The organism is Stenotrophomonas pavanii (assembly GCF_900101175.1).
GTDB lineage: Bacteria > Pseudomonadota > Gammaproteobacteria > Xanthomonadales > Xanthomonadaceae > Stenotrophomonas > Stenotrophomonas pavanii.
This window is the reverse complement of the sequence record NZ_FNFQ01000004.1, coordinates 40,008-61,776: the sequence shown is the minus strand read 5'-3', so window position 1 is coordinate 61,776 and position 21,769 is coordinate 40,008. Positions and strand designations below refer to the sequence as shown.

General features: G+C 68.0%; 20 protein-coding genes. 6 read left to right on the top strand and 14 right to left on the bottom strand.

Annotated elements, in window-relative coordinates:
* Positions 1-92 precede the first annotated feature (92 nt).
* From BLS66_RS08850 to rpmB, 8 genes are all read right to left on the bottom strand, one after another.
* Complete coding sequence (locus BLS66_RS08850) at positions 93-647, bottom strand: thioredoxin domain-containing protein (RefSeq protein ID WP_074725668.1); 555 nt, start codon at positions 645-647, stop codon at positions 93-95.
* 106 nt (positions 648-753) lie between these two features.
* Positions 754-1,080 carry a low molecular weight protein tyrosine phosphatase family protein gene (locus tag BLS66_RS08845; RefSeq protein WP_057494035.1) on the bottom strand — a complete coding sequence of 109 codons (327 nt, stop codon included), beginning with the start codon at positions 1,078-1,080 and terminating at the stop codon, positions 754-756.
* Between the two features lie 122 nt (positions 1,081-1,202).
* Positions 1,203-3,395 carry a DNA helicase II gene (gene uvrD / locus BLS66_RS08840; RefSeq protein WP_074725667.1) on the bottom strand — a complete coding sequence of 731 codons (2,193 nt, stop codon included), beginning with the start codon at positions 3,393-3,395 and terminating at the stop codon, positions 1,203-1,205.
* Between the two features lie 9 nt (positions 3,396-3,404).
* Positions 3,405-4,826 carry an FAD/NAD(P)-binding protein gene (locus BLS66_RS08835; protein ID WP_074725666.1) on the bottom strand — a complete coding sequence of 474 codons (1,422 nt, stop codon included), beginning with the start codon at positions 4,824-4,826 and terminating at the stop codon, positions 3,405-3,407.
* A gap of 238 nt (positions 4,827-5,064) precedes the next feature.
* Positions 5,065-6,483 (bottom strand): cardiolipin synthase, encoded by a 1,419-nt coding sequence (gene cls, locus BLS66_RS08830; protein WP_049471149.1) that lies wholly within the window; start codon positions 6,481-6,483, stop codon positions 5,065-5,067.
* Positions 6,484-6,608: 125 nt separating this feature from the next.
* Entirely contained in the window at positions 6,609-6,857 is a 249-nt protein-coding gene (locus BLS66_RS08825) for a hypothetical protein (protein ID WP_053461674.1), read from the bottom strand.
* A gap of 482 nt (positions 6,858-7,339) precedes the next feature.
* Positions 7,340-7,507, bottom strand: a complete 168-nt coding sequence (gene rpmG / locus BLS66_RS08820; RefSeq protein ID WP_169411268.1) for a 50S ribosomal protein L33 — start codon at positions 7,505-7,507, stop codon at positions 7,340-7,342.
* Positions 7,508-7,517: 10 nt separating this feature from the next.
* Positions 7,518-7,754, bottom strand: a complete 237-nt coding sequence (rpmB, locus tag BLS66_RS08815; RefSeq protein ID WP_005411638.1) for a 50S ribosomal protein L28 — start codon at positions 7,752-7,754, stop codon at positions 7,518-7,520.
* A 278-nt stretch (positions 7,755-8,032) separates the two neighbouring features.
* Between rpmB and BLS66_RS08810 the strand changes: the two genes are divergently transcribed.
* Positions 8,033-9,247, top strand: coding sequence for a nucleotide disphospho-sugar-binding domain-containing protein (locus tag BLS66_RS08810; RefSeq protein WP_074725665.1), 1,215 nt, complete (start codon positions 8,033-8,035; stop codon positions 9,245-9,247).
* Between the two features lie 13 nt (positions 9,248-9,260).
* Here the strand turns inward: BLS66_RS08810 and BLS66_RS08805 are convergent, their stop codons facing one another.
* Together BLS66_RS08805 and BLS66_RS08800 are read right to left on the bottom strand one after the other, a co-directional pair.
* Complete coding sequence (locus tag BLS66_RS08805; protein WP_074725664.1) at positions 9,261-9,770, bottom strand: DNA polymerase III subunit epsilon; 510 nt, start codon at positions 9,768-9,770, stop codon at positions 9,261-9,263.
* A 55-nt stretch (positions 9,771-9,825) separates the two neighbouring features.
* Positions 9,826-10,719 (bottom strand): LysR family transcriptional regulator, encoded by an 894-nt coding sequence (locus tag BLS66_RS08800; RefSeq protein WP_074725663.1) that lies wholly within the window; start codon positions 10,717-10,719, stop codon positions 9,826-9,828.
* 108 nt (positions 10,720-10,827) lie between these two features.
* Between BLS66_RS08800 and BLS66_RS08795 the strand changes: the two genes are divergently transcribed.
* The 5 genes from BLS66_RS08795 (at position 10,828) to BLS66_RS08775 (ending at position 17,529) form a co-directional block, all read left to right on the top strand.
* The gene (locus tag BLS66_RS08795; RefSeq protein ID WP_065177819.1) at positions 10,828-11,217 is read left to right on the top strand and encodes a RidA family protein; all 390 of its coding nucleotides are present in this window, start codon (positions 10,828-10,830) and stop codon (positions 11,215-11,217) included.
* A gap of 241 nt (positions 11,218-11,458) precedes the next feature.
* Positions 11,459-11,797 carry a hypothetical protein gene (locus tag BLS66_RS08790; RefSeq protein ID WP_049471140.1) on the top strand — a complete coding sequence of 113 codons (339 nt, stop codon included), beginning with the start codon at positions 11,459-11,461 and terminating at the stop codon, positions 11,795-11,797.
* A gap of 56 nt (positions 11,798-11,853) precedes the next feature.
* Complete coding sequence (locus BLS66_RS08785; protein WP_074725662.1) at positions 11,854-13,107, top strand: TolC family protein; 1,254 nt, start codon at positions 11,854-11,856, stop codon at positions 13,105-13,107.
* Complete coding sequence (locus BLS66_RS08780) at positions 13,104-14,309, top strand: efflux RND transporter periplasmic adaptor subunit (RefSeq protein ID WP_074725661.1); 1,206 nt, start codon at positions 13,104-13,106, stop codon at positions 14,307-14,309. Before BLS66_RS08785 ends, BLS66_RS08780 begins: the two co-directional genes overlap by 4 nt.
* A 10-nt stretch (positions 14,310-14,319) precedes the next feature.
* Positions 14,320-17,529 (top strand): efflux RND transporter permease subunit, encoded by a 3,210-nt coding sequence (locus BLS66_RS08775; protein ID WP_074725660.1) that lies wholly within the window; start codon positions 14,320-14,322, stop codon positions 17,527-17,529.
* 95 nt (positions 17,530-17,624) lie between these two features.
* On the opposite strand, the gene BLS66_RS08770 is transcribed toward BLS66_RS08775, so the two are convergent.
* The 4 genes from BLS66_RS08770 to BLS66_RS08755 all read right to left on the bottom strand — a co-directional run bounded on the left by BLS66_RS08770 (position 17,625) and on the right by BLS66_RS08755 (position 21,746).
* Entirely contained in the window at positions 17,625-19,400 is a 1,776-nt protein-coding gene (locus BLS66_RS08770; RefSeq protein ID WP_074725659.1) for a DUF885 domain-containing protein, read from the bottom strand.
* 220 nt (positions 19,401-19,620) lie between these two features.
* Positions 19,621-19,968, bottom strand: coding sequence for a lipid-A-disaccharide synthase N-terminal domain-containing protein (locus BLS66_RS08765; protein WP_014648879.1), 348 nt, complete (start codon positions 19,966-19,968; stop codon positions 19,621-19,623).
* Positions 19,968-20,690, bottom strand: coding sequence for a glycosyltransferase family 2 protein (locus BLS66_RS08760; RefSeq protein ID WP_049471128.1), 723 nt, complete (start codon positions 20,688-20,690; stop codon positions 19,968-19,970). The genes BLS66_RS08765 and BLS66_RS08760 overlap by 1 nt, the downstream gene beginning before the upstream one ends.
* A gap of 90 nt (positions 20,691-20,780) precedes the next feature.
* Positions 20,781-21,746: an NAD-dependent epimerase/dehydratase family protein gene (locus BLS66_RS08755; protein ID WP_049471125.1), complete on the bottom strand. Its 966-nt coding sequence runs from the start codon at positions 21,744-21,746 to the stop codon at positions 20,781-20,783.
* Between the last annotated feature and the right edge of the window lie 23 nt (positions 21,747-21,769).

Sequence of the window (21,769 nt, the reverse complement as noted above, 5' to 3'; positions counted from 1 at the left end):
GGCCCGCCCTTCTCTGTAGAGCCGAGCCCGTGCTCGGCTGCTTCTGGCGGGAAAGGCAGCCGAGCATGGGCTCGGCTCTACGACAACGTCGCTCAGGCGATCTGCACGATGCGCGCGTTCTGACACAGCGGGTAGCTGGCCACGAATTCGGCGATCGCATCGCGCATCGCCTCGAACGATTGGCCGTACATGTACAGCGCGGTCTCGGTCGGGCCCTGCCACCAGCTGCAGATCTCGCCCAGGCCGTCGATGCTCTCCGACAGCTGCTCGAACACGTGGTTGGAATCGCACTGCTCGTAGACGTCGTCCGGCAGGTTCAGGCCGTCCAGGTAGATGCCCAGGCCCTCGGTCACGCCGAAGCTGCGGTCGGCCTCGCCGGCGCCGTGGATCTTCGAGCCCTTCGGTGCACCCAACTGCTCCAGCAGGTCGATCAGCTTCGGCACGCCATCGGCATCGACCAGCGCCACTTCGATGTCGCCGTATTCGACCTCACCCAGATCGGACATCGCAGTGCCGCCGCCCGTCAGCTCGCCCACCTGGGCCGCCTGCAACAACGCGTCAAGCGGATCCTCGAACAGTTCATGGCGATGTTCGGGTTGCAGCTTGGCATTCAACGTCACGGTGACGTGCAGCGTGGGTTCGGTCATGGGGGCGTTCCTGGAAGAAGTGCCGCCTATTGTAGAGCCGGGCCGATGCTCGGCTGCTTTTCGCGCCAGACGCCGCCGAGCATCGGCTCGGCTCTATAACAGCCCGTCAACGCAGGAATGGCGTGACCTTGCGCTTCAGCAGCTCCACCAGCACCGGGTCCATGTAATCGTAGTCGTCCGGGATATCCAGGCAGATCACCCGCTTGCCGTTCAGCCATGCCTTGTAGCGGCTGGACAGCCGGTTGCGGTGGGCGCGCTCCATCACGAACACGATATCGGCCCACTGCAGCAGCTCAGGGCTGAGCACTTCCTCGGCCTCGGCCAGCAACCCGGCCGAGGCAGTCTCGATGCCCGGCCAATCGGCGAATACCTGCTCGGCGGTGGGGCTGCGCAGGCGGTTCTGGCTGCAGAGGAAGAGCACGTTGCGGGTCATGCGCGCAGCCTAATCGGGGCCGGATCCCTTTTCCAACGGAAAAGGCTCCGGCCCCAACCACGTGCATTCGGCGATGGGGTCAGAGCCCTCCCTTCGGGAGGGATCTGACCCCTGAACGGTGATCAGATCACCGTCAGGTTGGCGTAGGCCATCACCAGCCACTTGCTGCCGGCATCAGCAAACTCGACCTGCACGCGGGCGTGCGCGCCGCTGCCTTCGTAGTCGGTCACCATGCCTTCGCCGAACTTGGGATGGGTGACCAGCGCGCCGAGCTTGACTGGCGGCGCCTCGATCGAGGCATGGCCCATCACCCGGCTGGCGCCCATCGAGGCCGGCCGCGAGACCTGCACCTTCGGGCGCACTTCGTGCAGCAGCTCGCGCGGAATCTCGCGCAGGAAGCGCGACGGCAGGCTGTAGTTGTCCTGGCCGTGGATGCGGCGCGACTCGGCGTAGCTCAGCACCAGCTTCTGGCGCGCGCGGGTGATGCCGACGTAGGCCAGGCGGCGCTCTTCCTCCAGCCGCCCGCTTTCTTCCAGCGAACGTGCGCTGGGGAACAGGCCGTCTTCCATGCCCGCCAGGAACACCAGCGGGAATTCCAGGCCCTTGGCCGAATGCAGGGTCATCAACTGCACACCGTCCTCGCCGGCCTGCGCCTGGCCTTCACCGGCCTCCAGCGCGGCATAGGCCAGGAACGCGACCAGCTCGTCCATGTCCTCGCCCACTTCCTCGATGTCGTCGGCGCGGCGCACGAATCGCGAGGCGACCGAGACCAGTTCGTCGAGGTTGTCGGTGCGCGATTCCGAATCCAGCGAATTGCGGCTTTCCTTGCTCCAGTGCTCGCGCAGCTGCGAGCGGGCCAGTACGTGGTCCACGCGCTCGGCCAGGGTCATGTGCACGGTCTGCGCCTGCAGCTCGTTGACCAGCCCCAGGAAGCCGGCCAGCGCATTGCGCGCGCGTGCGGCCAGCGCGTTGCCCTGGGTGACCAGCATGGTCGCTTCCCATAGCGAGATGCCCTGCGCGCGTGCCTCGCGGCGCACTTCGTCCAGCGTACGGTCGCCGATGCCCCGGGTGGGCGTGTTGACCGCGCGCTCGAAGGCGGCGTCATCGTTGCGGTTGGACAGCAGGCGCAGGTAGGCCAGCGCGTCCTTGATTTCGGCACGCTCGAAGAAGCGCATGCCGCCATACACGCGGTACGGCACCTGCTCGCTCAGCAGCGCTTCTTCCAGCGCGCGCGACTGCGCGTTGCTCCGATAGAGCACGGCCACTTCGGTGTAACTGCCACCGTCGCGCACCCACTGGCGGGCGCGCTCGACGATGTAGCGCGCCTCGTCCATCTCGTTGTACGCGGCGTACAGGTCGATCGGCTCGCCGTCACCGCTGTCGGTCCACAGCTGCTTGCCGATGCGATCCGGGTTGTGCGCGATCACCGCATTGGCTGCGCCGAGGATGTTGGCGGTGGAGCGGTAGTTCTGCTCCAGGCGGATGGTCTGCGCGCCCGGGAAATCGCGCAGGAAGCCCTGCACGTTCTCGACCTTGGCGCCGCGCCAGCCGTAGATGGCCTGGTCATCGTCGCCGACCACGAACACGTGGCCGGAATCGCCGGCCAGCACGCGCACGAAGGCGTACTGGATGGCATTGGTGTCCTGGAACTCGTCCACCAGGATCTCGCGGAAGCGGGCGCGGTAGTGCGCCAGCAGCGCCGGGTTGTCGCGCAGCAGTTCGTGCGCGCGCAGCAGCAGCTCGGCGAAGTCGACCAGCCCGGCGCGGTCGCAGCGCGCCTGGTACTCGATGTAGGCCTGGCGCATGGTTTCCAGCCACGCATCGTGCGGTTCGGGCTGGATGTGCTGCGGGCGGCGGCCTTCATCCTTCTGCGCGTTGATCCACCACGCGATCTGCTTGGGCGGGTACTTGCCGTCGTCCAGCTCCAGCGCCTGCACCACGCGCTTGACCAGCCGCAGCTGGTCGTCCGAATCCATCACCTGGAAGCCTTCGGGCAGCTTGGCGTCCTGCCAGTGCAGGCGCAGCAGGCGGTTGGCCAGGCCGTGGAAGGTGCCGATCCACATGCCACGGCTGCCGTTGGGCAGCTGTGCGTCGATGCGGTGGCGCATTTCGCCGGCCGCCTTGTTGGTGAAAGTCACCGCGAAAATGCCGTGGGTCGGCACGCCGTCGACTTCATGCAGCCAGGCGATGCGGTGGGTAAGTACGCGGGTCTTGCCGGAACCGGCACCGGCCAGCACCAGGTGGTGGCCGGGGGGAGCGGAGACGGCTTCGCGCTGGGCCGGGTTCAGGCCATCAAGCAGGTGGGAGACATCCATACCCCCATTTTACGGCATCGCCGTCGCGGCTCCTGCGACCACCTGGGTGGCCAGTGCCTGCGCCTGCTGACGCAGTTCAGGCACCGCCAGGCTTTCCCACAGGCTGCCGATGCGCAGGCTGCCGAGCACGCCCAGCCGTGCCTGCGGCTGGCCCCCAGCGGCACACAGACGGTCGCCCGGCACCGTGCTGTCCAGGCCCAGCCCATGCGGGCCGGGGCGGGCCAGGCCATCGGCCTGCAGCTGCTGCAGCAGCGGATTGCGCAGCGCGCTGGCGCGGGTTTCCACACCGGTGGCGTTGATCACCCCGCTGATCGTCCACTGCTGATCCTTGCCGGAGGCATCGCGACCCGACAGCCGCAGGGCATCGCCTTCGCGGCCGACGCGTTGCAGGCGGGACCGGTGAATACGCAGTTGGCCGCTTTCGATCAGCGCCTGCAGCTGTGCGTCGACCTCTTCGGCGATGCGGTGGCGATGCACGTCCCAGTAGCGCACCACATGGCGCAGGAAACGGCGCTGGTCAGCCGCGTCGAGGCTGCACCACAGCGCCTGCCCGTGTGGACGGATGCGGTCCATCACGCCCTGCCACGGCAGGCCGTCGGCCTGCGCCTGCCGCGCGAACCCGCGCAATGCGTGCAGGCGCTGGCGCAGGTTCATCGGCAGCAGCGTCGCCGGATCGAACGTGGGCAGGCCGCCATGCGCATGCGGCAACGGCAGCAGCCCATGGCGCGAGATCACATGCAGCGGGCCGGTGTGGCCGGCTGCAACCAGCGCCAGCACGGTGTCGGCCATGCTCAGGCCGGAGCCGACGATGGCCACGGCCTGCTCACCGGCCAGGGTGCGCACGCCGTCGTAGTCCCAGGCCTCGATCACATCGTCGGCGGGCAGTGCCTCGGCACCGGCTACCGGCAGCGGCCGCATGCTGTTGCCGGTGGCCAGTGCCACCTGCGCGGCATGCAGCGTCTGTCCATCGCCGAGTGCCAGCTGGTAGCCGTGGTCATCCGGCTGCAGGTCCAGCACCGGCTGCGCGATCACCTGCAGCTGCGCCGGGCTGGCCGCGGCGGCCTCCTGCAGGCGCTGCTGCAGGTACGCCGCAAAGTAGTGGCGGCACACGTAGCGCTCGCCCAGCACCTCTCGCGCCTCGCCCGGGTAGGCGTTGGCGGCCATCAGGTAGTCGAGGAAATCGCCAGGCTGGTCGGCAAACGCACTCATCTTCGCCGCCGGCACGTTCAGCAGGTGCTCCGGCCACGGCGTGGCATAGGCGATGCCCTGCGCCAGCTGCGAGGCGGGTTCGAAGATGGCAATCGCCAGCGGCGCCTGGGCCTGGCGCAACACCTGGATCGCCACCAGCACCCCGGCCGCACCACCACCGATGATTGCCAGGTCCAGTTCGCCATTACGCGGTGAATCAGTCATGCGCCGATTGTAGGCCATCGGCGATGACGGGCCGGGTTGCCGAAGCGGGCGGGAACGACCGCTGTAATGACGGGAATGACGGAAACGTCGGAAACGACAGGGTAGAGTCGACTGTTAGTCGACTGCTCTTGCGATAAAAATCCCGCGCTGCGCGCGATAGTCGACTAACAGTCGACTCTACCCCGCCGGTTGCATCCACCCCATCGGTTGCATCCCCCCTGCCGCTCGCATCCACCCCGCCGGTTGCGCGCTCCGCTCACATCAACGCATCGGCCAGTCGTGCGATGCCTTCGCGGCTGCGCCGCCACGTGGGGCGGCTGCGCCACTGCTGCAGGTCCAGCTGCCGCGACTCGCGCAGGTAGCCATCCTCGATCGCGCACAGCTGCTGCACCAGCGCGCGGTCGTAGCAGACCAGGCCGATTTCCGCATTCAGCGCGAACGAGCGGATGTCCATGTTGATCGAGCCGAGCACGGCGATGTCCTCGTCCACGCTCATGTGCTTGGCATGCAGGAACTGCGGCTCGTACAGCGCGATGCGCACGCCACAGCGCAGCAGTTCGTCGTAGTAGGCCTCCTGCGCCCATGACGTCAGCCGCTGGTTGTTGCTGGCCGAGAGGATCAGCTGCACCTGCACACCGGACAAGGCCGCAATGCGCAAGGCGCTCAGCGTGGCTTCGTCGGGCACGAAGTACGGGGTGACCATCACCAGCCGGCGCCGCGCCAGGTGGATCAGCGCCGCCACCGCATCGCGTGCGTTGCTGTACGGATAAGCCGGGCCGCTGGGCAGCAGCTGGGTAGCGATGTCGTCGCTGCACTCGGGCACATCGGCGATCACGTCCAGGCGCTGGCCGGTTTCCATGTACCAGTCGCTGGCGAAGACCGCTTCCAGATGCGCCACCGCCGGGCCGCGCACGCGCGCCACCAGCTCGCGGTTCGGGTGGCCGGGCACGAACTGCGGACCGGCCAGGTTCTGCGAACCGACATAGGCCACTTCGTTGTCGATCACCGCGATCTTGCGGTGGTTGCGCAGGTCCATGCGCCCGCTGCGGCGCCAGCGCAGGCCACCGGGCAGCATCGCGCGCACCTCGATGTCGCGCGCTTCCAGGCGCTTGCGATAGGCGCGCAGTCCGCGCTTGGCGCCTACCGCATCGAGCAGCACACGGCATTGCACGCCACGTGCAGCCGCACGCTGCAGGGCCTCGACGATCGCCTCGCCCACCGCGTCGTCGAACATCAGGTAGTACAGGAGGTGCACGCGGTCTTCGGCCTGGTCGATATCGGCGATCAGCGTGTGCAGCGATTCGTCGTAGTCGGTCAGCAGGTCGACCGCGTTGCCGTGCACCGGCATGAAGTCGCCCTGGCGCTGCACCAGGGGCACGATCTCGGCGCTGGCGGTGTCCGGCTGCGGTGTCCAGCGCAGGCGATGCTGCAGCGCCTGTTCTTCGCGGATGACTTGCGAGGCCTCGGCCTGGCGGCGGATGCGCTCGCGCGACAGCCACGGGTGGCCGAACAGCAGGTACAGCGGCAGGCCCAGCAGCGGCACGAAGCCGACCAGCAGCAGCCAGCTGCGCGCGGCCCCCGGCGTGGTGCGGGTGGGAATCCAGCACAGCGCGACCAGCCGGATCAGCCAGTCGATCAGCAGCAGGTAGGAACCCAGCAACCACTCGAACAGCATCGTGTCGCCCGTCGGGAGGTGATGGGCCATTCTGCCCACCGGCCCTTGTCGAGTCGAGCCGCGCTCGACGGCCTTTCGGTCCGACGGCAGAGCAGCCGAGCCTGGGCTCGGCTCTACAGGACGGCTCAATGCCGCACCGGCACCTCGCACAGCTGCCGCACCGCGTCGGCATGGCGGCGGCCGTTGAGCGCCATGCAGGCAATGGCCTGTGCGGCCCGCTCCAGCTGCGCCTCCGGCAGCGGCGACGGCGCGCCGTTGGCCAGTGCCAGGTGGTGGTCGCACAGCAGCAGCGCCATGCCCTCGATGCCTTCCAGCATGCGCTGCAGGCGCAGCCAGCCCAGTTCCAGGTCCTGCCGGTGTGATGGGGTGTTCATGCAACCTCCTTCAACGGATCTGGCCACCGGTGAAGGTGGCGGACGATGCGTGGTTGCAATACCGGGAAGCAATCAATCAGCAAACGAACCGGCGGGCGCAAGGCCCCCTCGCACCGTCCGCCATAGAGGCGGATAGGTCACCAACCGTCGCCGGAGGGATCTCCGGCGACGGCGGGCGAGTCTACTGATTGATTGACTTCACGGGATTGCAAGCCCGACCGCTGCAACCGCAGCGGCTCGCCATCATGGGCACGGCCACGCCCGTCGTTCCAATCGATTTGAACCGTGCGAGGCGCCGGAACCGGTAGGAACAATCACTTATCGCATATAGCCCTTCGCTCCAGGCATGGCGCCATTGGCGACAGCGTGCGCAGGGTCTGCCCCAGTGCCGACCAACGGTCGGCACCCACCACCTGGATGCCGGGCATGAAAAAACCCGCCACAAGGGCGGGTTTTTCGCGGGGACCAGCAATCCGTGCGGATTACTTGATCTTGCCTTCCTTGTACAGGACGTGCTTGCGCACGACCGGATCGTACTTCAGGAATTCCATCTTCCCCGGGGTGTTCTTCTTGTTCTTGTCGGTCGTGTAGAAGTGGCCGGTACCGGCCGAGGAAATCATACGGACCTTATCGCGCTTGCCTGCCATGATGCTTTACTCCTCAGACCTTTTCGCCGCGCGCACGCAGCTCAGCCAGAACGGAATCGATGCCGTTCTTGTCGATGGTGCGCAGTGCATGCGCGGAAACACGAAGCTTGACCCAGCGGTTCTCGCTGGCCACCCAGAAACGGCGCTCGTGCAGATTCGGCAGGAAACGACGACGGGTCTTGTTGTTGGCGTGCGAGACGTTGTTACCCGTCTGCACTCGCTTGCCGGAAACCTGGCATACGCGGGACATTGCGCACCTCGATAGTAGTAGTTGTCAGCCCGTAGCCCGGGCGACGGCGGCCTCGGTGGTTGCCCACCACACGTCAAGAGAATCAAAGGGTTACGCTGGCGTTGGGCGGCCGGGGACGTGCTCCCGGGGGCGCCGCCCGAAAGAAAACCGGACACAGCGAGCCGCGCATTATGCACGGGTTCAAGCACTTGCGCAAGTTACCCACAGGCGGGGACTGAACCGGCAGGGCCGGGCGCCCGCCAGCCGGCATACTGGCCCGGATCACTGCGGAGCTTTCCATGCGGCTGCTGGCCCTGACCTACGGAACCGAAGGCGATACGCGTCCGCTGGCCATGCTCTGCCATGGGCTGATCGGCGCAGGCCACGCGGTGGCACTGCTGGCCGATGGCGGCACCCTGGGCAGCGCGCAGGCCCTGGATGTGCCTCACGCGGCCCTTGAGGGCGACATCCATGACGAAGTGGTCGCCCTGGTGTCGCGTGGCAACGGTGTTGCCGCCGCCAGTTCCGGTCTGGCACGGATGGCGCTGCAGCATGTCAGCGGCTGGATGCGCCAGGCCGATGCGGCCGCAGAAGGCTGCGATGCGATTCTGACCGGCGGCCTGGCGGCCTTCGTCGGCATGAGCGTGGGCGAACGCCGCGGAATGCCGGTCATCGGCACCGGCATGATCCCGCTGACCCCGACACGGGCCTTCCGCTCTCCGTTTCTGCCGCCCGGACGTTCGCCGGGCTGGTTGAACCGCGCCAGCTATAGGCTGGTCAACGGCCTGATCTGGCGCCAGTTCCGCCGGCCGATCAACGCGGCACGCCAGCAACTGGGGCAATCGCCGCGCCGCGCGTTGTGGTCCGGCCTGCCGATGCTCTATGGCATCTCGCCGCAGCTGCTGCCGCCACCGGCGGACTGGCCGGCCGACCACATCGTCTGTGGCCAATGGCGGCTACCTGATGCGCCCTGGACGCCCCCGGTCGATCTGCAGGCCTTCCTCGATGCCGGGCCGCCGCCGGTGTACCTGGGCTTTGGCAGCATGACCGGGTTTGATCGCGAGCGCGTGCTGCCGGCCCTGCTGCAGGCGCTGGCACCGCGCCGGGTGCTGCTGTTTCCAGGGTGGGCCGGGCTGCCGACGGGCGCGCTGCCAGCAGATGTGTTCGTGCTCGGCCCGACGCCACACGAAGCACTGTTCCCGCATTGCGCACTCGCCATCCACCATGGTGGCAGCGGCACCACGCATTCGGCCTGCCGCGCCGGCATTCCCTCGCTGGTGATGCCGTTCGCCGCGGATCAGTTCTTCTGGGCCGATCGCCTGCATCGGTTGGGCGTGGCACCGGCACCGTTGTCACCGAAGCGACTGGATGCAGCAACGCTGGCGGCAGCCATCACCTTCGCTGAAACCGACGCAACACGCGCACGCGCGGCAGCCCTGGGCGCGGCGATGAGCCATGAGGACGGGGTGGCACGTGGCGTGGCAATGATCGAGCGCTGGTTGCGGCCGGTGTAACAGCGGCCAGGCCTCAGCGCAGGTGCGGAATCACCTGCGCCAGCAGATGGGCATCCTTGAGCGCGCCGTGCAGGCCGCGCTGGCTGGGAATGCGCAGGCGCTGCAGCACATCATCCAGCTTGTTGCCTTCGCCCGGCCAGCGCCCGCGCGCCAGCTTCAGGCTGCAGGTGATGCGGCAGTGCTGGGCCAGCGTGCCGGGGATACCGGACAGACGCAGCTCGTTGTCCAGGAAGCCCACATCGAAGGTGACGTTGTGCGCGACCATCTCGCTGCCGCGCAGGAAGTCGAGCAGTTCAGCAGCCTTGCTGGAAAACAGTGGCTTGCTCACCAGCATCGCATCGCTGATGCCATGCACGCGCTGTGCGCCCCAGTCGACCCTGCGCTGCGGCTGCAGGTACGTGTGGAACTGGCGGCCGCTGAGCTGGCCATCGATCAGTTCGACGGCACCGATTTCGATCACCCGGTGCCCCAGGCGGTGGGAGATGCCGGTGGTTTCGGTATCCAGTGCGACGATGCGGCTCATCAGGGTGTGCGTTCTCCAGTACGTGCACGCCGATTTTCGCACGCGACCGATGCACTCACCCCAGCGCTTCCACCACCCAATCAATGAACACCCGCAACCGCTGGCTCATGTGCCGGTTCGGCGGGAACATCACGTGCATCGGCATCGACGGCAGTTGCCAGTCCTCCAGTACCGGCAGCAACTCGCCACGCGCCACGTGCGGGTCGGCCATGTAGCTGGGCAGCGCCACCACGCCGAGTCCGGCCAACGCAGCGGCCAGATAGGCGTTGCCGTCATCGAAGCCGACCGTATAGCGGCCCTGCACCTCGACGCGTTCATCGCCGCGCTGCGCGCTCAACACCCGCGCCCGGCCACTGCGCGGGCTGAGGAAGCCGACCATGTGGTGATCGGGCCCTTGCAGCGCGCGCGGATCGGTCGGCAGGCCGAAACGCTGCACATAACCGGGGCTGGCGTGGAAACCGATCGGCAGCGCAGCCAGCGGCCGCGCCACCAGTGCCGGGTCGGTCGGGGTGCCACCCCGGATCACACAGTCGACGTTGTCGGCGATGACATCGACCTCGCGGTCGCTGACGCCGACGTCCAGCTGGATGTCCGGGTAGCGCGCCTGGAAGTCCGGCAGCGCCGGCACCAGCCGCAGTCGCGCGTAGGGTCCGGGCACATCCACGCGCAGGCGGCCGCGCGGCTGGCTGGCTGCGTCACCCAGCCCGCCCTCCACCTCTTCCAGCTCGGCCAGCAGGCGGGCGATGCGCGGGTAGTAGGCCGCGCCGTCGGCGGTGACGCTGACCCGGCGCGTGGTGCGGTTGAGCAGGCGCAGCCGCAGGTGTGCCTCCAGCTGCTGCACCAGCTGGGTGACCGTGGTGCGGCTGATCTGCAGCGTGTGCGCGGCGCGGGTGAAGCTGCCGGTTTCCACGACCCGGGCAAACGCCCGCATCGCCTCGAAACGGTCCATGGCGGGCCATGATTGTTTGGAATTGACAATCAATCTAGGCCGATCATCGCGGTTTATCCAGACAGCACTGGCGCGGAGGATGGCGTTCTCTCCCAAGGGATCTTCCCCATGTCACAGCGTGATGTCGTTTTCCCCACCGGCCGCCAGGCCCTGTACGAGCGCAACCGCTACTCGCCGGCGATCCGATCCAACGGTTTCCTGTTCGTCTCCGGCCAGGTCGGCAGCCGCGAGGACGGTTCGCCCGAGCCGGACTTCGAGGCGCAGGTGCGCCGCGCCTTCGAGAATCTCAATGCGGTGTTGGCTGCTGCGGGCTGCACGTTCGATGACGTGATCGACGTGACCGTGTTCCTGGTCGATCCCGAGAAGAACTTTGAGAAGGCCTGGGCGATCGTGCCGGAGTATTGGGGCGAGGCGCCGCACCCGACCCTGACCGGTATCGGCGTGACCTGGCTGTACGGGTTCCAGTTCGAGATCAAGGTGATCGCGAAGCTGCCGTGACACGGGTAGTGCCGGCCGCTGGCCGGCAACGCGGTGGGGTCGAAAAGCGTGTCGACCAAGGTCGACACTTACCGGAGCACAGGCGCGCGGCGCACCCGAACGATGTGGTGGGGTCAGAGCTCTTTCCGGAGGAAAGGGATCCGACCCCGCGCCCGGCCCAGCTGAACGGGAGATTCCGACGAATTCCCGAAGCGGCCATTGATATTGTATCCGTCGAAAACCGCTTGCTAGCCTCCCGTCCATGCGCCGGATCGCCCGCCACCTCCGCTCGACCCTGCTGATGCTGCTGATGGCGGCATTCGTGGTCGTGCCGGTGGCCGACGTGCTGGCCTGCGCGGTCGAACCGCACGACACCACGGCGGTGCACGTGGAAAGCAACGCCAATGATGCCGAGGGTGACAGTGACGGCAAGCACACCGGTGCCTGCAGCCACAACCACTGCCACCACTCCAACCTGAGCCTGCCGGCCAGCACCCTCGCCGCCTTCGGTGCGCCGCTGCCGGCGCGCTGGATGAATGCCGGCGACGCGGCGACCTATGCGGTCGCCCAGGATGAATTGACGCGTCCCCCCCGGGCGTGAGTTGAGCGCGTCCCGCGATTGCGGGCTCCCGTTTCACTCACAACCGGAATCCCCCTATGTCGATCCTGACACCTCGGTCGCTGCGTGCGGCCGGGCGGGTCGTCGCCGTGTTGCTGGGCCTGGCCCCAGCGGCAGCGGTGATGGCGCAAGCCGCCCCTTCCTATGACACCCTGCTTGAACGCCTGGACCAGCTGCCCGGCACCCGCGTCGGTGCGGCGCTGGCCGAGGCCGCCGATGCGCGCGCCGACCAGGCCCGCGCACTGCCCAACCCTTCCCTGTCCTGGTCGGCCGAGAACGCCTGGGGCACCGGCTCCTATGGCGGCATGGGCAAGGCCGATACCGTGCTCACCCTGTCCCAGCCGCTGGAGGTCTGGGGCCAGCGTGGCGCGCGTGTCCGTGCCGCCCGTGCCCAGGCACAGGCCGCCAACCTGCGTGGTGCCCAAAGCCGCAGCGACGTGGCCAGCCAGCTGGCGGTGATCTATGCACAGGCGGAAAGTGCACTGCGCCGCTACACCCTGGCCGAAGAAGCACTGAGCCTCACCCGCGCTGACGCCAACGCGGTCAACGCGATGGTCAAGCAGGGCCGCGAGCCGCAGCTGCGCGCCGTGCAGGCGCAGAGCGAAGTCGCCAACGCCAGCGCCGCGCTGGATGAGGCGCAGGCCTTCCGCGATGCCGCGCTGGCCCGCCTGGCCGGTGCCGCGCTGCTGGATGCGCCGGTGCAGTCGATCGGCGACAGCCTGCTCGACCGTGCGCCGCCGCTTCCACGCGGTGCCATCGATACCGCACTGGCGGTGCGCATCGCGGAAGCCGAGGCCGATGCGGCGGGCAAGCTGGTCGACGTGGAGCGCAAGCGCGCCCTGCCCGACCTGAGCGTCACCGCCGCGCAGACCCGCTTCCGCGAAGGCGGCGAGCGTGCCTACAACCTCGGGGTCAGCCTCAGCATCCCGCTGTTCGACCGCAACCGCGGGGGCATCCGCGCCGCCAATGCCGACCAGCGCGCAGCCGAAGCACGCCTGGACCAGCAGCGCCGCGACAGCGAGGCCGAGCGCCTCTCCGCCGTGGCCGGGTTGAAGGCCGCCAGCAGCCGTACCCGCGCCGCCGATGAAAGCGTGGTCGCCGCCGAGGAGGCGTATCGCCTGGCTCGCATTGGCTTCGACGCCGGACGCATCTCGCAGCTGGAACTGCGCAGCACGCGCAGCGCCCTCATCGCCGCCCGCGGCACCGCCGTGGATGCGCGCCTGTCGCGCGTCGCCGCGGAAATCGATCTTGCCCGCCTGGAAGGGCGCGCACCCTTTGTGGAGGCCCCATGACTCTCTCCCGTACTTTCCCGCTGATCGGCGGCGCGCTGCTGGCCGTGCTGCTGGCCGGCTGCGCTGGCAATGCGCAGACGCCTGCAAATGAAGACCCGGCTGCGGCCAAGGCCGGCACCGACGACGGCCATGGCCACGCGTCCGACAGCAAGGAAGCCAAGGCCTCATCCGCAAAGGCGCCCGCCGATGCGGATGAGGGTGTCGTGCAGTTGACCCCCGAGCAGATCAAGGCGTCCGGTATCGAAGTGGTCGCGGTCGGTCGTGGTGGCGGTGGTTCCACGCGCCTGTCCGGCCGCGTCGAACCGTCGGTCGGTGCACGTGCCTCGGTGGCTTCGACCGTCACCGGCCGCGTCGAACGCGTGCTGGTCGCGCCGGGCACCGCGGTGAAGCAGAACCAGGCACTGGCCATCGTAGTCAGTGGCGAAGCCGCGGTGTTCCGCGCCAATGCGCTCGCCGCATCGGCCGAAGCCGAGGCTGCGCGCCTGGCCTATGGCCGCGACAAGGCATTGGTCGAGCAGGGCGTGGTCGCCCGCCAGGAAATGGAAGCCTCGCGCGCACGTTCGCTGGCGGCACAGGCCCAGGCCGCCGCCGCGCAGGCCCAGGCCGCCGCCAACGGTTCGCCGGACAGCAGCGGCCGTGTGCGCATCACCAGTCCGGTGGCCGGCATCGTCGGCAACGTGCAGGTCACCCCGGGTGGCGTGGTCGCCGCCGGCAGCGCGGTGGCCGATGTCGCCGACCCGACGATGAACGAGCTGGTGTTCACCGCACCGCCAGCGCTGGCGGCACAGGTCACGCCGGGCATGACACTGGAAGTGAGCGCGCCGGGTGGCAGCTTCACCGCCACCGTCACCGGTTCGGCCGCCGATGTGCGCCAGCAGGGCGGCGTCGCGGTGATCCGCGCCACGCCGGTGGATGCGTCGCTGCCGCCGGCCGGTTCGCCGGTATCGGCCGTGGTCGTTACCGAAGGCCAGGATGGCTCGCTCAGCGTGCCGGCCGATGCGGTGCAGAACGTTGATGGCAGCAGCGCGGTGTTCGTCGCCGTCGAAGGCGGCTTCAAGGCGCAGCCGGTCCTGGCCGGGCGCCGCGCCGGTGACCGCATCGAGATCCTTGGTGGCTTGACCGGCAGCGAGCGCATCGTCGGTGCCAATGCCTTCCTGCTCAAGGCCGAACTGGCCAAGGGCGAAGCCGAGCACGGCCACTGAGGAGGCGACCATGTTCAAGCTGATCATTGAAACAGCGGTGCGCCACCGCTGGCTGGTGGTGTTCATGGCCGCGCTGATCGCCGCCGTGGGCCTGTTCCAGCTGGGCAAGCTGCCGATCGACGCGGTGCCGGACATCACCAACCGCCAGGTGCAGATCAACACGGTGGCACCGGCGTTGACCCCGGAGCAGATCGAGCGGCAGGTGACCTATCCGCTGGAAACCGCGCTGGCCGGCATTCCCGGCCTGACCACCACGCGTTCGCTTTCGCGCAATGGCTTCTCGCAGGTCACCGCGATCTTCACCGATGCCACCGACATCTACTTCGCCCGCCAGCAGGTGGCCGAGCGCATGCGCGAGGCGTCCGAAGACCTGCCCGACGGTGCATCGCCGATGCTGTCGCCGGTCACCACCGGCCTTGGCGAGGTGCTGATGTGGACGGTGGACTTCACCGCGTTCGACCCGGCCAAGGTGGCCAAGCCCGGTGAAGCCGGCTGGCAGGCCGGCGAGGTCTACCGCACGCCGGAAGGCAACCTGCTGCGTACACCGGAAGAACGTGCGACCTACCTGCGCACCGTGCAGGACTGGATCATCGCGCCGCAGATGCGTTCCAGCCCGGGGCTGGCCGGGGTCGATACGGTTGGCGGCTACGTCAAGGAGTACGGCGTGCATCCGGACAGCGCCAGACTGGCCGCGCATGGCCTCGGCCTGGCCGACCTGGTCACCGCCCTGCAGCGTTCCAACGTGCAGGCCGGCGCCGGCTTCGTGCAGCGTGCCGGCGAAGGCCTGGTGGTGCGTGCCGATGGCCTGGCGCTGACCACCGACGACCTGGCGCAGGCACCGGTGGCCACCCGCAATGGCGTGGTGGTGCGCGTGGCCGATGTGGCCACGGTGGAACTGAGCCGCGCGCCGCGGCTGGGCGCGGCCAGCCGCAACGGCCATGAAGCCGTGCTGGGTACCGCGCTGATGATCGCCGGTGGCAACAGTCGCACCGTGGCGCAGGCAGCTGCCGCGCGCCTGGAGCAGGTGAACAAGTCACTGCCGGCCGACATCGTGGCGGCACCGGTGCTGGACCGCAGCGTGCTGGTCAATTCCACCATCAAGACCGTGGCCAAGAACCTCACCGAGGGCGCGCTGCTGGTGGTGGTGGTGCTGTTCCTGCTGCTGGGCAACCTGCGTGCGGCGATGATCACCGCGCTGGTGATTCCGCTGTCGTTCCTGTTCGCAGTGATCGGCATGAACCGCTTCGGCATCAGTGGCAACCTGATGAGCCTGGGTGCGCTGGATTTCGGCATCCTGGTGGACGGTGCGGTGATCGTGGTCGAGTCGACCCTGTTGATGCTGGGCCAGCGCCGCGCCGAACTGGGTCGTGCGCTGACCGCGATGGAACGGCTGCGCGTGGCCGCCGATGCAGCGCTGAAAATGGCGCGACCGGCGGCGTTCGGCCAGCTGATCATCCTGCTGGTGTTCGCACCGATCCTCACCCTGGAAGGCGTGGAGAGCAAGACGTTCCACCCGATGGCGGCGACCTTCATGCTGGCCCTGGTGGGTGCCTTCCTGTTCTCCTTCACCTTCGTGCCGGCGACGGCCGCGCTGCTGGTGCGCGAGCCCAAGGTGAAGGACGGCGATGCGCATGCGGACGACGGCGAGCACGAAACCAGGCTGATCCGCGTGCTGCGTGCGCGCATCGAACCGGTGGTGCGCAAGGCCGTGGCGCACCCGCGCACGGTGCTGGCCGGTGCGGTGATGATGGTGGTGGTGGGCGTCGGCGCGTTCTCGCTGCTGGGCCGCGAGTTCATGCCGACGCTGGATGAAGGCAACGTGGCGATGCAGGCCCTGCGCGTGCCGTCGACTTCGCTGGAGCAGTCGCTGGCGATGCAGCTGGCGCTGGAGAAGGCGATCGCCAAAGAGCCGGAAGTGGAAACCGTGTTCTCGCGCACCGGTACCGCCGAGGCGGCCATCGACCCGATGCCGACCAACATCTCCGACAGCGTGATCGTACTGAAGCCGCGCAAGGACTGGCCCGATCCGACGCTGGCCAAGGACGCACTGGTGGCGCGCTTCGAGAAGCTGGCCGGGCAGCAGCTGGGCAACAGCTTCGAGTTCAGCCAGCCGATCGAACTGCGCTTCAACGAGCTGATTTCCGGCGTGCGGACCGACCTGGCGGTGATGATCTTCGGCGATGACTTCAGCCAGCTGCAGAAGGTGGCCGACCAGGTGGCGCTGAAGCTGCGTGCGGTGAACGGCGCGGCCGACGTGCGGGTGGAACAGATCTCCGGCCTGCCCACGCTCAATGTGGCGATCGACCACGTGGCGGCGGCGCAGTACGGGCTGACCGCCGCGGATGTGAGTGACGCGCTGTCCACCGGCATCGGCGGTACTGCGGCTGGCAAGATCTTCGAAGGTGATCGCCGCTTCAACGTGGTGGTGCGCCTGGACGATGCCTCGCGCAACGATCCGGACCAGCTGGCCTCGTTGCCGATCGCCACGCCTGCGGGGCTGGTGATTCCGCTGTCGTCGGTGGCGCGCATCACTGTGAGCGAAGGACCGAACCAGATCAGCCGCAACAACGGCAGCCGCCGCGTGGTGGTGCAGGCCAACGTGCGCGGTCGCGACCTGGGTGGCTTCGTCGGCGAGGCGCAGGCCGCGGTGGCCGACGTGGCGCTGCCACCGGGTGCGTACCTGACCTGGGGTGGCCAGTTCGAGAACCTGCAGCGCGCGGAGAAGCGGCTGGCGACGGTGGTACCGGTCGTGTTCCTGCTGATCGGCAGCCTGCTGTTCATGGCCCTGCGTAGCGGCAAGGAAGCCATTCTGGTGTTCAGCTGCGTGCCGTTGGCGCTGGTCGGCGGCATCCTCGCGCTGCTGCTGCGGGGCATGCCGTTCTCGGTATCGGCGGCGGTTGGCTTCATCGCCGTCTCCGGCGTGGCCACGTTGAACGGGCTGGTGCTGATGCAGGCAATCCGCGAACGCCTGGACGCCGGCGACCTGCCGCTGCAGGCGGCGATCAACGGTGCCTCCAGCCGCATCCGCGCGGTACTGACCACGGCGCTGGTGGCCATCGTCGGCTTCATCCCGATGGCGATTGCCAGCGGTTCCGGTGCGGAGGTGCAGAAGCCGCTGGCCACGGTAGTGATCGGCGGACTGATCACCGCCACCGTGCTGACCCTGCTGGTGCTGCCGACCTTCGCGGCGCGGGTAGCCAAGCCGCGGGCGGTGGGTTGAGGTGAGAGGGGGTCGGAGCCCTTTCCAAAGGGAAGGGATCCGACCCCGTGACAGGGTCGGATTGCCGGCCAGCGGCCGGCACTACCCGGTAACGGTCAGGCCTTCTTGCGCTCGGCGATATAGGCCTGGATCTGCTGTTCCAGCACCGGCAGCGGCACCGAGCCCTGCTTGAGCAGGGTGTCATGGAAGCCCTTGATGTCGAACTTGTCGCCCAGCTCCTTCTCGGCCTGCGCACGCAGGCGCACGATGGCGATCTCGCCCAGCTTGTAGCTCAGCGCCTGGCCCGGCCAGGAAATGTAGCGGTCCACTTCGGTGGTCACTTCATGCTCGCTCAGCGCGGTGTGGTCACGCAGGTAGGCCAGCGCCTGCTCGCGGGTCCAGCCCTTGCTGTGCACGCCGGTGTCGATCACCAGGCGCGCCGCGCGCCACATCTCATAGGTCAGGCGGCCGAAATCCTCGTACGGGGTTTCGTAGATGCCCATCTCCACGCCCAGCTTCTCGCAGTACAGCGCCCAGCCTTCGCCATAGGCGGAGATGTAGGCGTTGCGGCGGAACTCGGGCAGGTTCTTCTGCTCGGCGGCGATCGCGCCCTGCAGCGAATGGCCCGGATCGGATTCATGCAGGGTCAGCGCCGGCAGGTTGTACAGCGGGCGCGATGGCAGGTTGTAGGTGTTGAGCCAGTAGGTACCCATGCCACCGCGGCCGGCCGTCCAGAACGGTGCGATGTCCGGCGGCACCGGCACGATGGTGAAGCGTGCGCGCGGCAACGTCATGTACTTGCCGAGCTGGCCGTCCGCCCGCTTGGAGATCCACGCGGCGCGCGACAGCAGCTCTTCCGGCGTCTTGGCATAGAACTGCGGATCGGTGCGCAGGAAGGTCAGGAACTCGGCGAAGCTGCCCTTGAACTTCACCTGCTTGATGATGTCGTTCATCTCGCTCTGGATGCGGGCAACTTCCTCCAGGCCGATCCGATGGATCTCGTCCGGCGACAGGTCCAGCGTGGTGTATTCGTGGATCTGCTGCCGGTAGTACGCCTTGCCATCGGGCATCGCTTCGGCGGCCAGGGTGGTACGCGCCTGCGGCACGTATTCGTTGACGAAGAAGGTGCGCAGCTGCTGGAACGCCGGCACTACCTTGCCGCTGATCGCCGCACGCGCCTGCGCCTGCAGCCTGGCCTGTTCGGCGGCCGGGATGCTGTTGGGCAGCTTCTTGAACGGCGCGTACAGCGGCGATTCGGTCGGGTCCTTCAGCTCGGCGACGGTGGCGATGGACACTTCCCGGCCGTCGAGCACCGCGCGCGGCACGCTGAAGCCACGCTTCAGGCCAGCGCGCATGTTCTCGGTCTGCTGGCCGAAGTAGCGCGGCACATCGTTCAGGCGCGCGATGTAGTTCTGGTAGTCCTGCACGGTCTTCATCTCGCGCCGCGCCATGAAGGACAGGTTGGACCAGAACGAGGAGTCGGCGTTGAACGGCATCTCGTAGGCGCGCAGGCGTACTTCCTCGGCCAGGTTGAACACCTGGTCGTGGTAGATCGCGTAGTTGACCTGGTTGTCGGCCGACAGGGTCTTCGGGTCGATCTTCTTCAGCGCGGCCAGGGTCTCGTCCCACACCTTCAGGCGCGCCTGCTGCGCGGCCGGGCCGACGTCGGGCATGCGGGTGGCGTTGGCGGGCGCGTCTTCATCCTCGCTGGCCTCGCCACCTCCCTGCTGGCGCCACTTCCACTCCTTCTCGTACAGCGCGCGGAAGGCGGCGTCGGCGGGCGATTCGGTGGCCACGCTGGCCGGTGCGGCAGTGGCGGACGGCGCGGCGGCCAAGGCCACGGTGGGGGCGGGCAGGGCGAGCAGCAGGGCTACAGCAAGACGGGTTTTCACGAGCACAGGTTCCCGGGAAGGCAGACCCCGATGATGGCACCGCCCACGGCCCGTGGCATGGGACGAAGGTCCTGCCTGCAGCGCCGGAGGCGCGTGGTAGAGCCGACTGGGTAGAGCCGACTGTCAGTCGGCTGCTCTTCCGCCAGAAGTGGCAAAGCCCGCGCTCCGCGCGAAAGTCGACTGACAGTCGACGCTACCCATGGCAGGCACCCCGCAGGCCTCAGTGGCTGGCCTTGTCGCGCTTCCAGCCGCGGTGCTTGATGTCCAGGTGCAGGCTGTACAGCGCGGTGAACGCCGGGAACAGGTTCTGCAGCACGCCCACCGAATCCTGCTTGGCCGAGAACAGGAAGTAGCTCAGCGTCATCAGGCTGCCGAGCACGCTCATGTACCAGAACAGGCGCGGGATCACCGGCTTGCCGGCGCGCTTGGACGCGACGAACTGGACCAGCCAGCGGCCGCCGAACATCAGCGCGCCGGTATAGCCGATCAGCTTCCAGCCGGTCACGTGCAGGCCGGTCCAGTACAGCCAGGTCAGCGGCTGGTCTAGCCAATGCAGCTCCAGATCCATCAACGCTCCTCCACCGCGGTGCGCTTGCTGCGGGTGATCAGCCAGGCCACGCCACGCAGGTCACGGATGCCGACCAGCGCGCGGCCGAGGTTGTTGTACTTGGACACGCCAGCGGTGCGGTGGCGGTGGTTGACCGGCACGCTGGTGGTCTTCCAGCCGGCGCGCTGCATCAGCGCCGGCAGGTAGCGGTGCATGTGGTCGAAGTACGGCAGGTCGAGGAACGCGCTGCGCTCGAACAGCTTGATGCCACAGCCGGTATCGGGCGTGTCATCGCGCAGCATGCGGGCGCGGATGCGGTTGGCCCAGCGGCTGGCCCAGCGCTTGCTGCCACTGTCCTGGCGGTTGACGCGCCAGCCAGCGAACAGCTTCACCTGCGCATCGGCAGCGTCGCGCGCGGCCAGCAGCTTGGGGATATCGGCCGGATCGTTCTGGCCATCGCCATCCAGGGTCGCGATCCACGGCGCCCGCGCATGCTTGACGCCGGTGCGCACGGCGGTGCTCTGCCCGCTCTGGTTCACGTGATGCAGTACCCGCAGTTCCGGCGTGGTCGCCTTCAGTCCCTGCAGCACCGCCAGGGTGTCATCGCGCGAGTGATCGTCGATGTAGACGATCTCGAACGGCAGCCGGCCACGCAGCGCAGCGGTGATTTCGGCGACCAGCGGGGCGACATTGTCGCGCTCGTTGAACACCGGGACGACAACGGAAAGCTCGGGTTGGCTCATAAGGCACTCGGCCAAAGGGGGGACAAAGACCGCGCATTCTCCGCAGCCGAGGTTATCCGAAGATGAACCCGGCAGCGTGAGGATCCGTCCTCAGGCGCGATCACCAAAATACTCGCGGCACCACTGCACCACCGGCGGCAGCCCTGCTTCGATCGGGGTCACCGCATCGAAGCCGAAAGCGTCATGCGCGCGCCGGGTATCGGCCATCGTGCGCACCATGTCGCCGGGCTGCATGGGCTTGTAGACCTTCTGCGCGGGGCGGCCGGCAGCCTGCTCGATCACGCTGATGAAGCGCTCCAGCTCGACCGGCGTATGGTTGCCGAGGTTGAACACCCGGTGCGGCACCGGACCATCGGACGGATGCGCGAGCGCGCCGAGGATACCCGACACGATGTCGGAGACATGTGTGAAATCGCGCTGCATGCGGCCTTCGTTGAACACGTCGATCGGGCGCCCGGCCAGCACCGCGCGCGAAAACAGCAGCGGCGCCATGTCCGGCCGGCCCCACGGGCCGTAGACGGTGAAGAAGCGCAGGCCGGTGGCATGCAGGCCGTACAGCTGCGCGTAGGTATGGGCCATCAGCTCGTTGGCGGCCTTGGTCGCCGCGTACAGCGAGCGCGGCTGGTCCACGCGCTGGTCCTCGGAGAACGGCGGCGTGGCCGAATCGCCGTAGACCGAGCTGCTGGAGGCGTACACCAGGTGCTGCACGCCACCGTGGCGGCACAGCTCGAGCATGTTGACGAAGCCGACCAGGTTGCTGTCGACGTAGGCGTGCGGGTTTTCCAGCGAATAGCGCACGCCGGCCTGCGCGGCCAGGTGGATCACCGCGCTCGGCTTCACTTCATCGAACAGTGCGGCCAGGCCTTCGCGGTCGGTCAGGTCCAGGGTGCGCAGGTCCAGCGATGGGCACAGCGCGGCCACGCGGTCGCGCTTGATCTGCGGATCGTAGTAATCGTTGAAGTTGTCCAGGCCGACCACCGACTGGCCGGCCTCCAGCAGGGCGCGGGCGGTGTAGGCACCGATGAAGCCGGCAGCGCCGGTGAGCAGGAGGGTCATTGCAGTTGCCTGGAATTCAATGA

What these genes read in the sequence shown, in the direction of transcription:
- BLS66_RS08850 (WP_074725668.1), bottom strand. Translation starts at nt 647, where the DNA reads ATGACCGAACCCACGCTGCACGTCACCGTGACGTTGAATGCCAAGCTG.
- BLS66_RS08845 (WP_057494035.1), bottom strand. Translation starts at nt 1,080, where the DNA reads ATGACCCGCAACGTGCTCTTCCTCTGCAGCCAGAACCGCCTGCGCAGC.
- uvrD (WP_074725667.1), bottom strand. Translation starts at nt 3,395, where the DNA reads ATGGATGTCTCCCACCTGCTTGATGGCCTGAACCCGGCCCAGCGCGAA.
- BLS66_RS08835 (WP_074725666.1), bottom strand. Translation starts at nt 4,826, where the DNA reads ATGGCCTACAATCGGCGCATGACTGATTCACCGCGTAATGGCGAACTG.
- cls (WP_049471149.1), bottom strand. Translation starts at nt 6,483, where the DNA reads ATGCTGTTCGAGTGGTTGCTGGGTTCCTACCTGCTGCTGATCGACTGG.
- BLS66_RS08825 (WP_053461674.1), bottom strand. Translation starts at nt 6,857, where the DNA reads ATGAACACCCCATCACACCGGCAGGACCTGGAACTGGGCTGGCTGCGC.
- rpmB (WP_005411638.1), bottom strand. Translation starts at nt 7,754, where the DNA reads ATGTCCCGCGTATGCCAGGTTTCCGGCAAGCGAGTGCAGACGGGTAAC.
- BLS66_RS08810 (WP_074725665.1), top strand. Translation starts at nt 8,033, where the DNA reads ATGCGGCTGCTGGCCCTGACCTACGGAACCGAAGGCGATACGCGTCCG.
- BLS66_RS08805 (WP_074725664.1), bottom strand. Translation starts at nt 9,770, where the DNA reads ATGAGCCGCATCGTCGCACTGGATACCGAAACCACCGGCATCTCCCAC.
- BLS66_RS08800 (WP_074725663.1), bottom strand. Translation starts at nt 10,719, where the DNA reads ATGGACCGTTTCGAGGCGATGCGGGCGTTTGCCCGGGTCGTGGAAACC.
- BLS66_RS08795 (WP_065177819.1), top strand. Translation starts at nt 10,828, where the DNA reads ATGTCACAGCGTGATGTCGTTTTCCCCACCGGCCGCCAGGCCCTGTAC.
- BLS66_RS08790 (WP_049471140.1), top strand. Translation starts at nt 11,459, where the DNA reads ATGCGCCGGATCGCCCGCCACCTCCGCTCGACCCTGCTGATGCTGCTG.
- BLS66_RS08785 (WP_074725662.1), top strand. Translation starts at nt 11,854, where the DNA reads ATGTCGATCCTGACACCTCGGTCGCTGCGTGCGGCCGGGCGGGTCGTC.
- BLS66_RS08780 (WP_074725661.1), top strand. Translation starts at nt 13,104, where the DNA reads ATGACTCTCTCCCGTACTTTCCCGCTGATCGGCGGCGCGCTGCTGGCC.
- BLS66_RS08775 (WP_074725660.1), top strand. Translation starts at nt 14,320, where the DNA reads ATGTTCAAGCTGATCATTGAAACAGCGGTGCGCCACCGCTGGCTGGTG.
- BLS66_RS08765 (WP_014648879.1), bottom strand. Translation starts at nt 19,968, where the DNA reads ATGGATCTGGAGCTGCATTGGCTAGACCAGCCGCTGACCTGGCTGTAC.
- BLS66_RS08760 (WP_049471128.1), bottom strand. Translation starts at nt 20,690, where the DNA reads ATGAGCCAACCCGAGCTTTCCGTTGTCGTCCCGGTGTTCAACGAGCGC.
- BLS66_RS08755 (WP_049471125.1), bottom strand. Translation starts at nt 21,746, where the DNA reads ATGACCCTCCTGCTCACCGGCGCTGCCGGCTTCATCGGTGCCTACACC.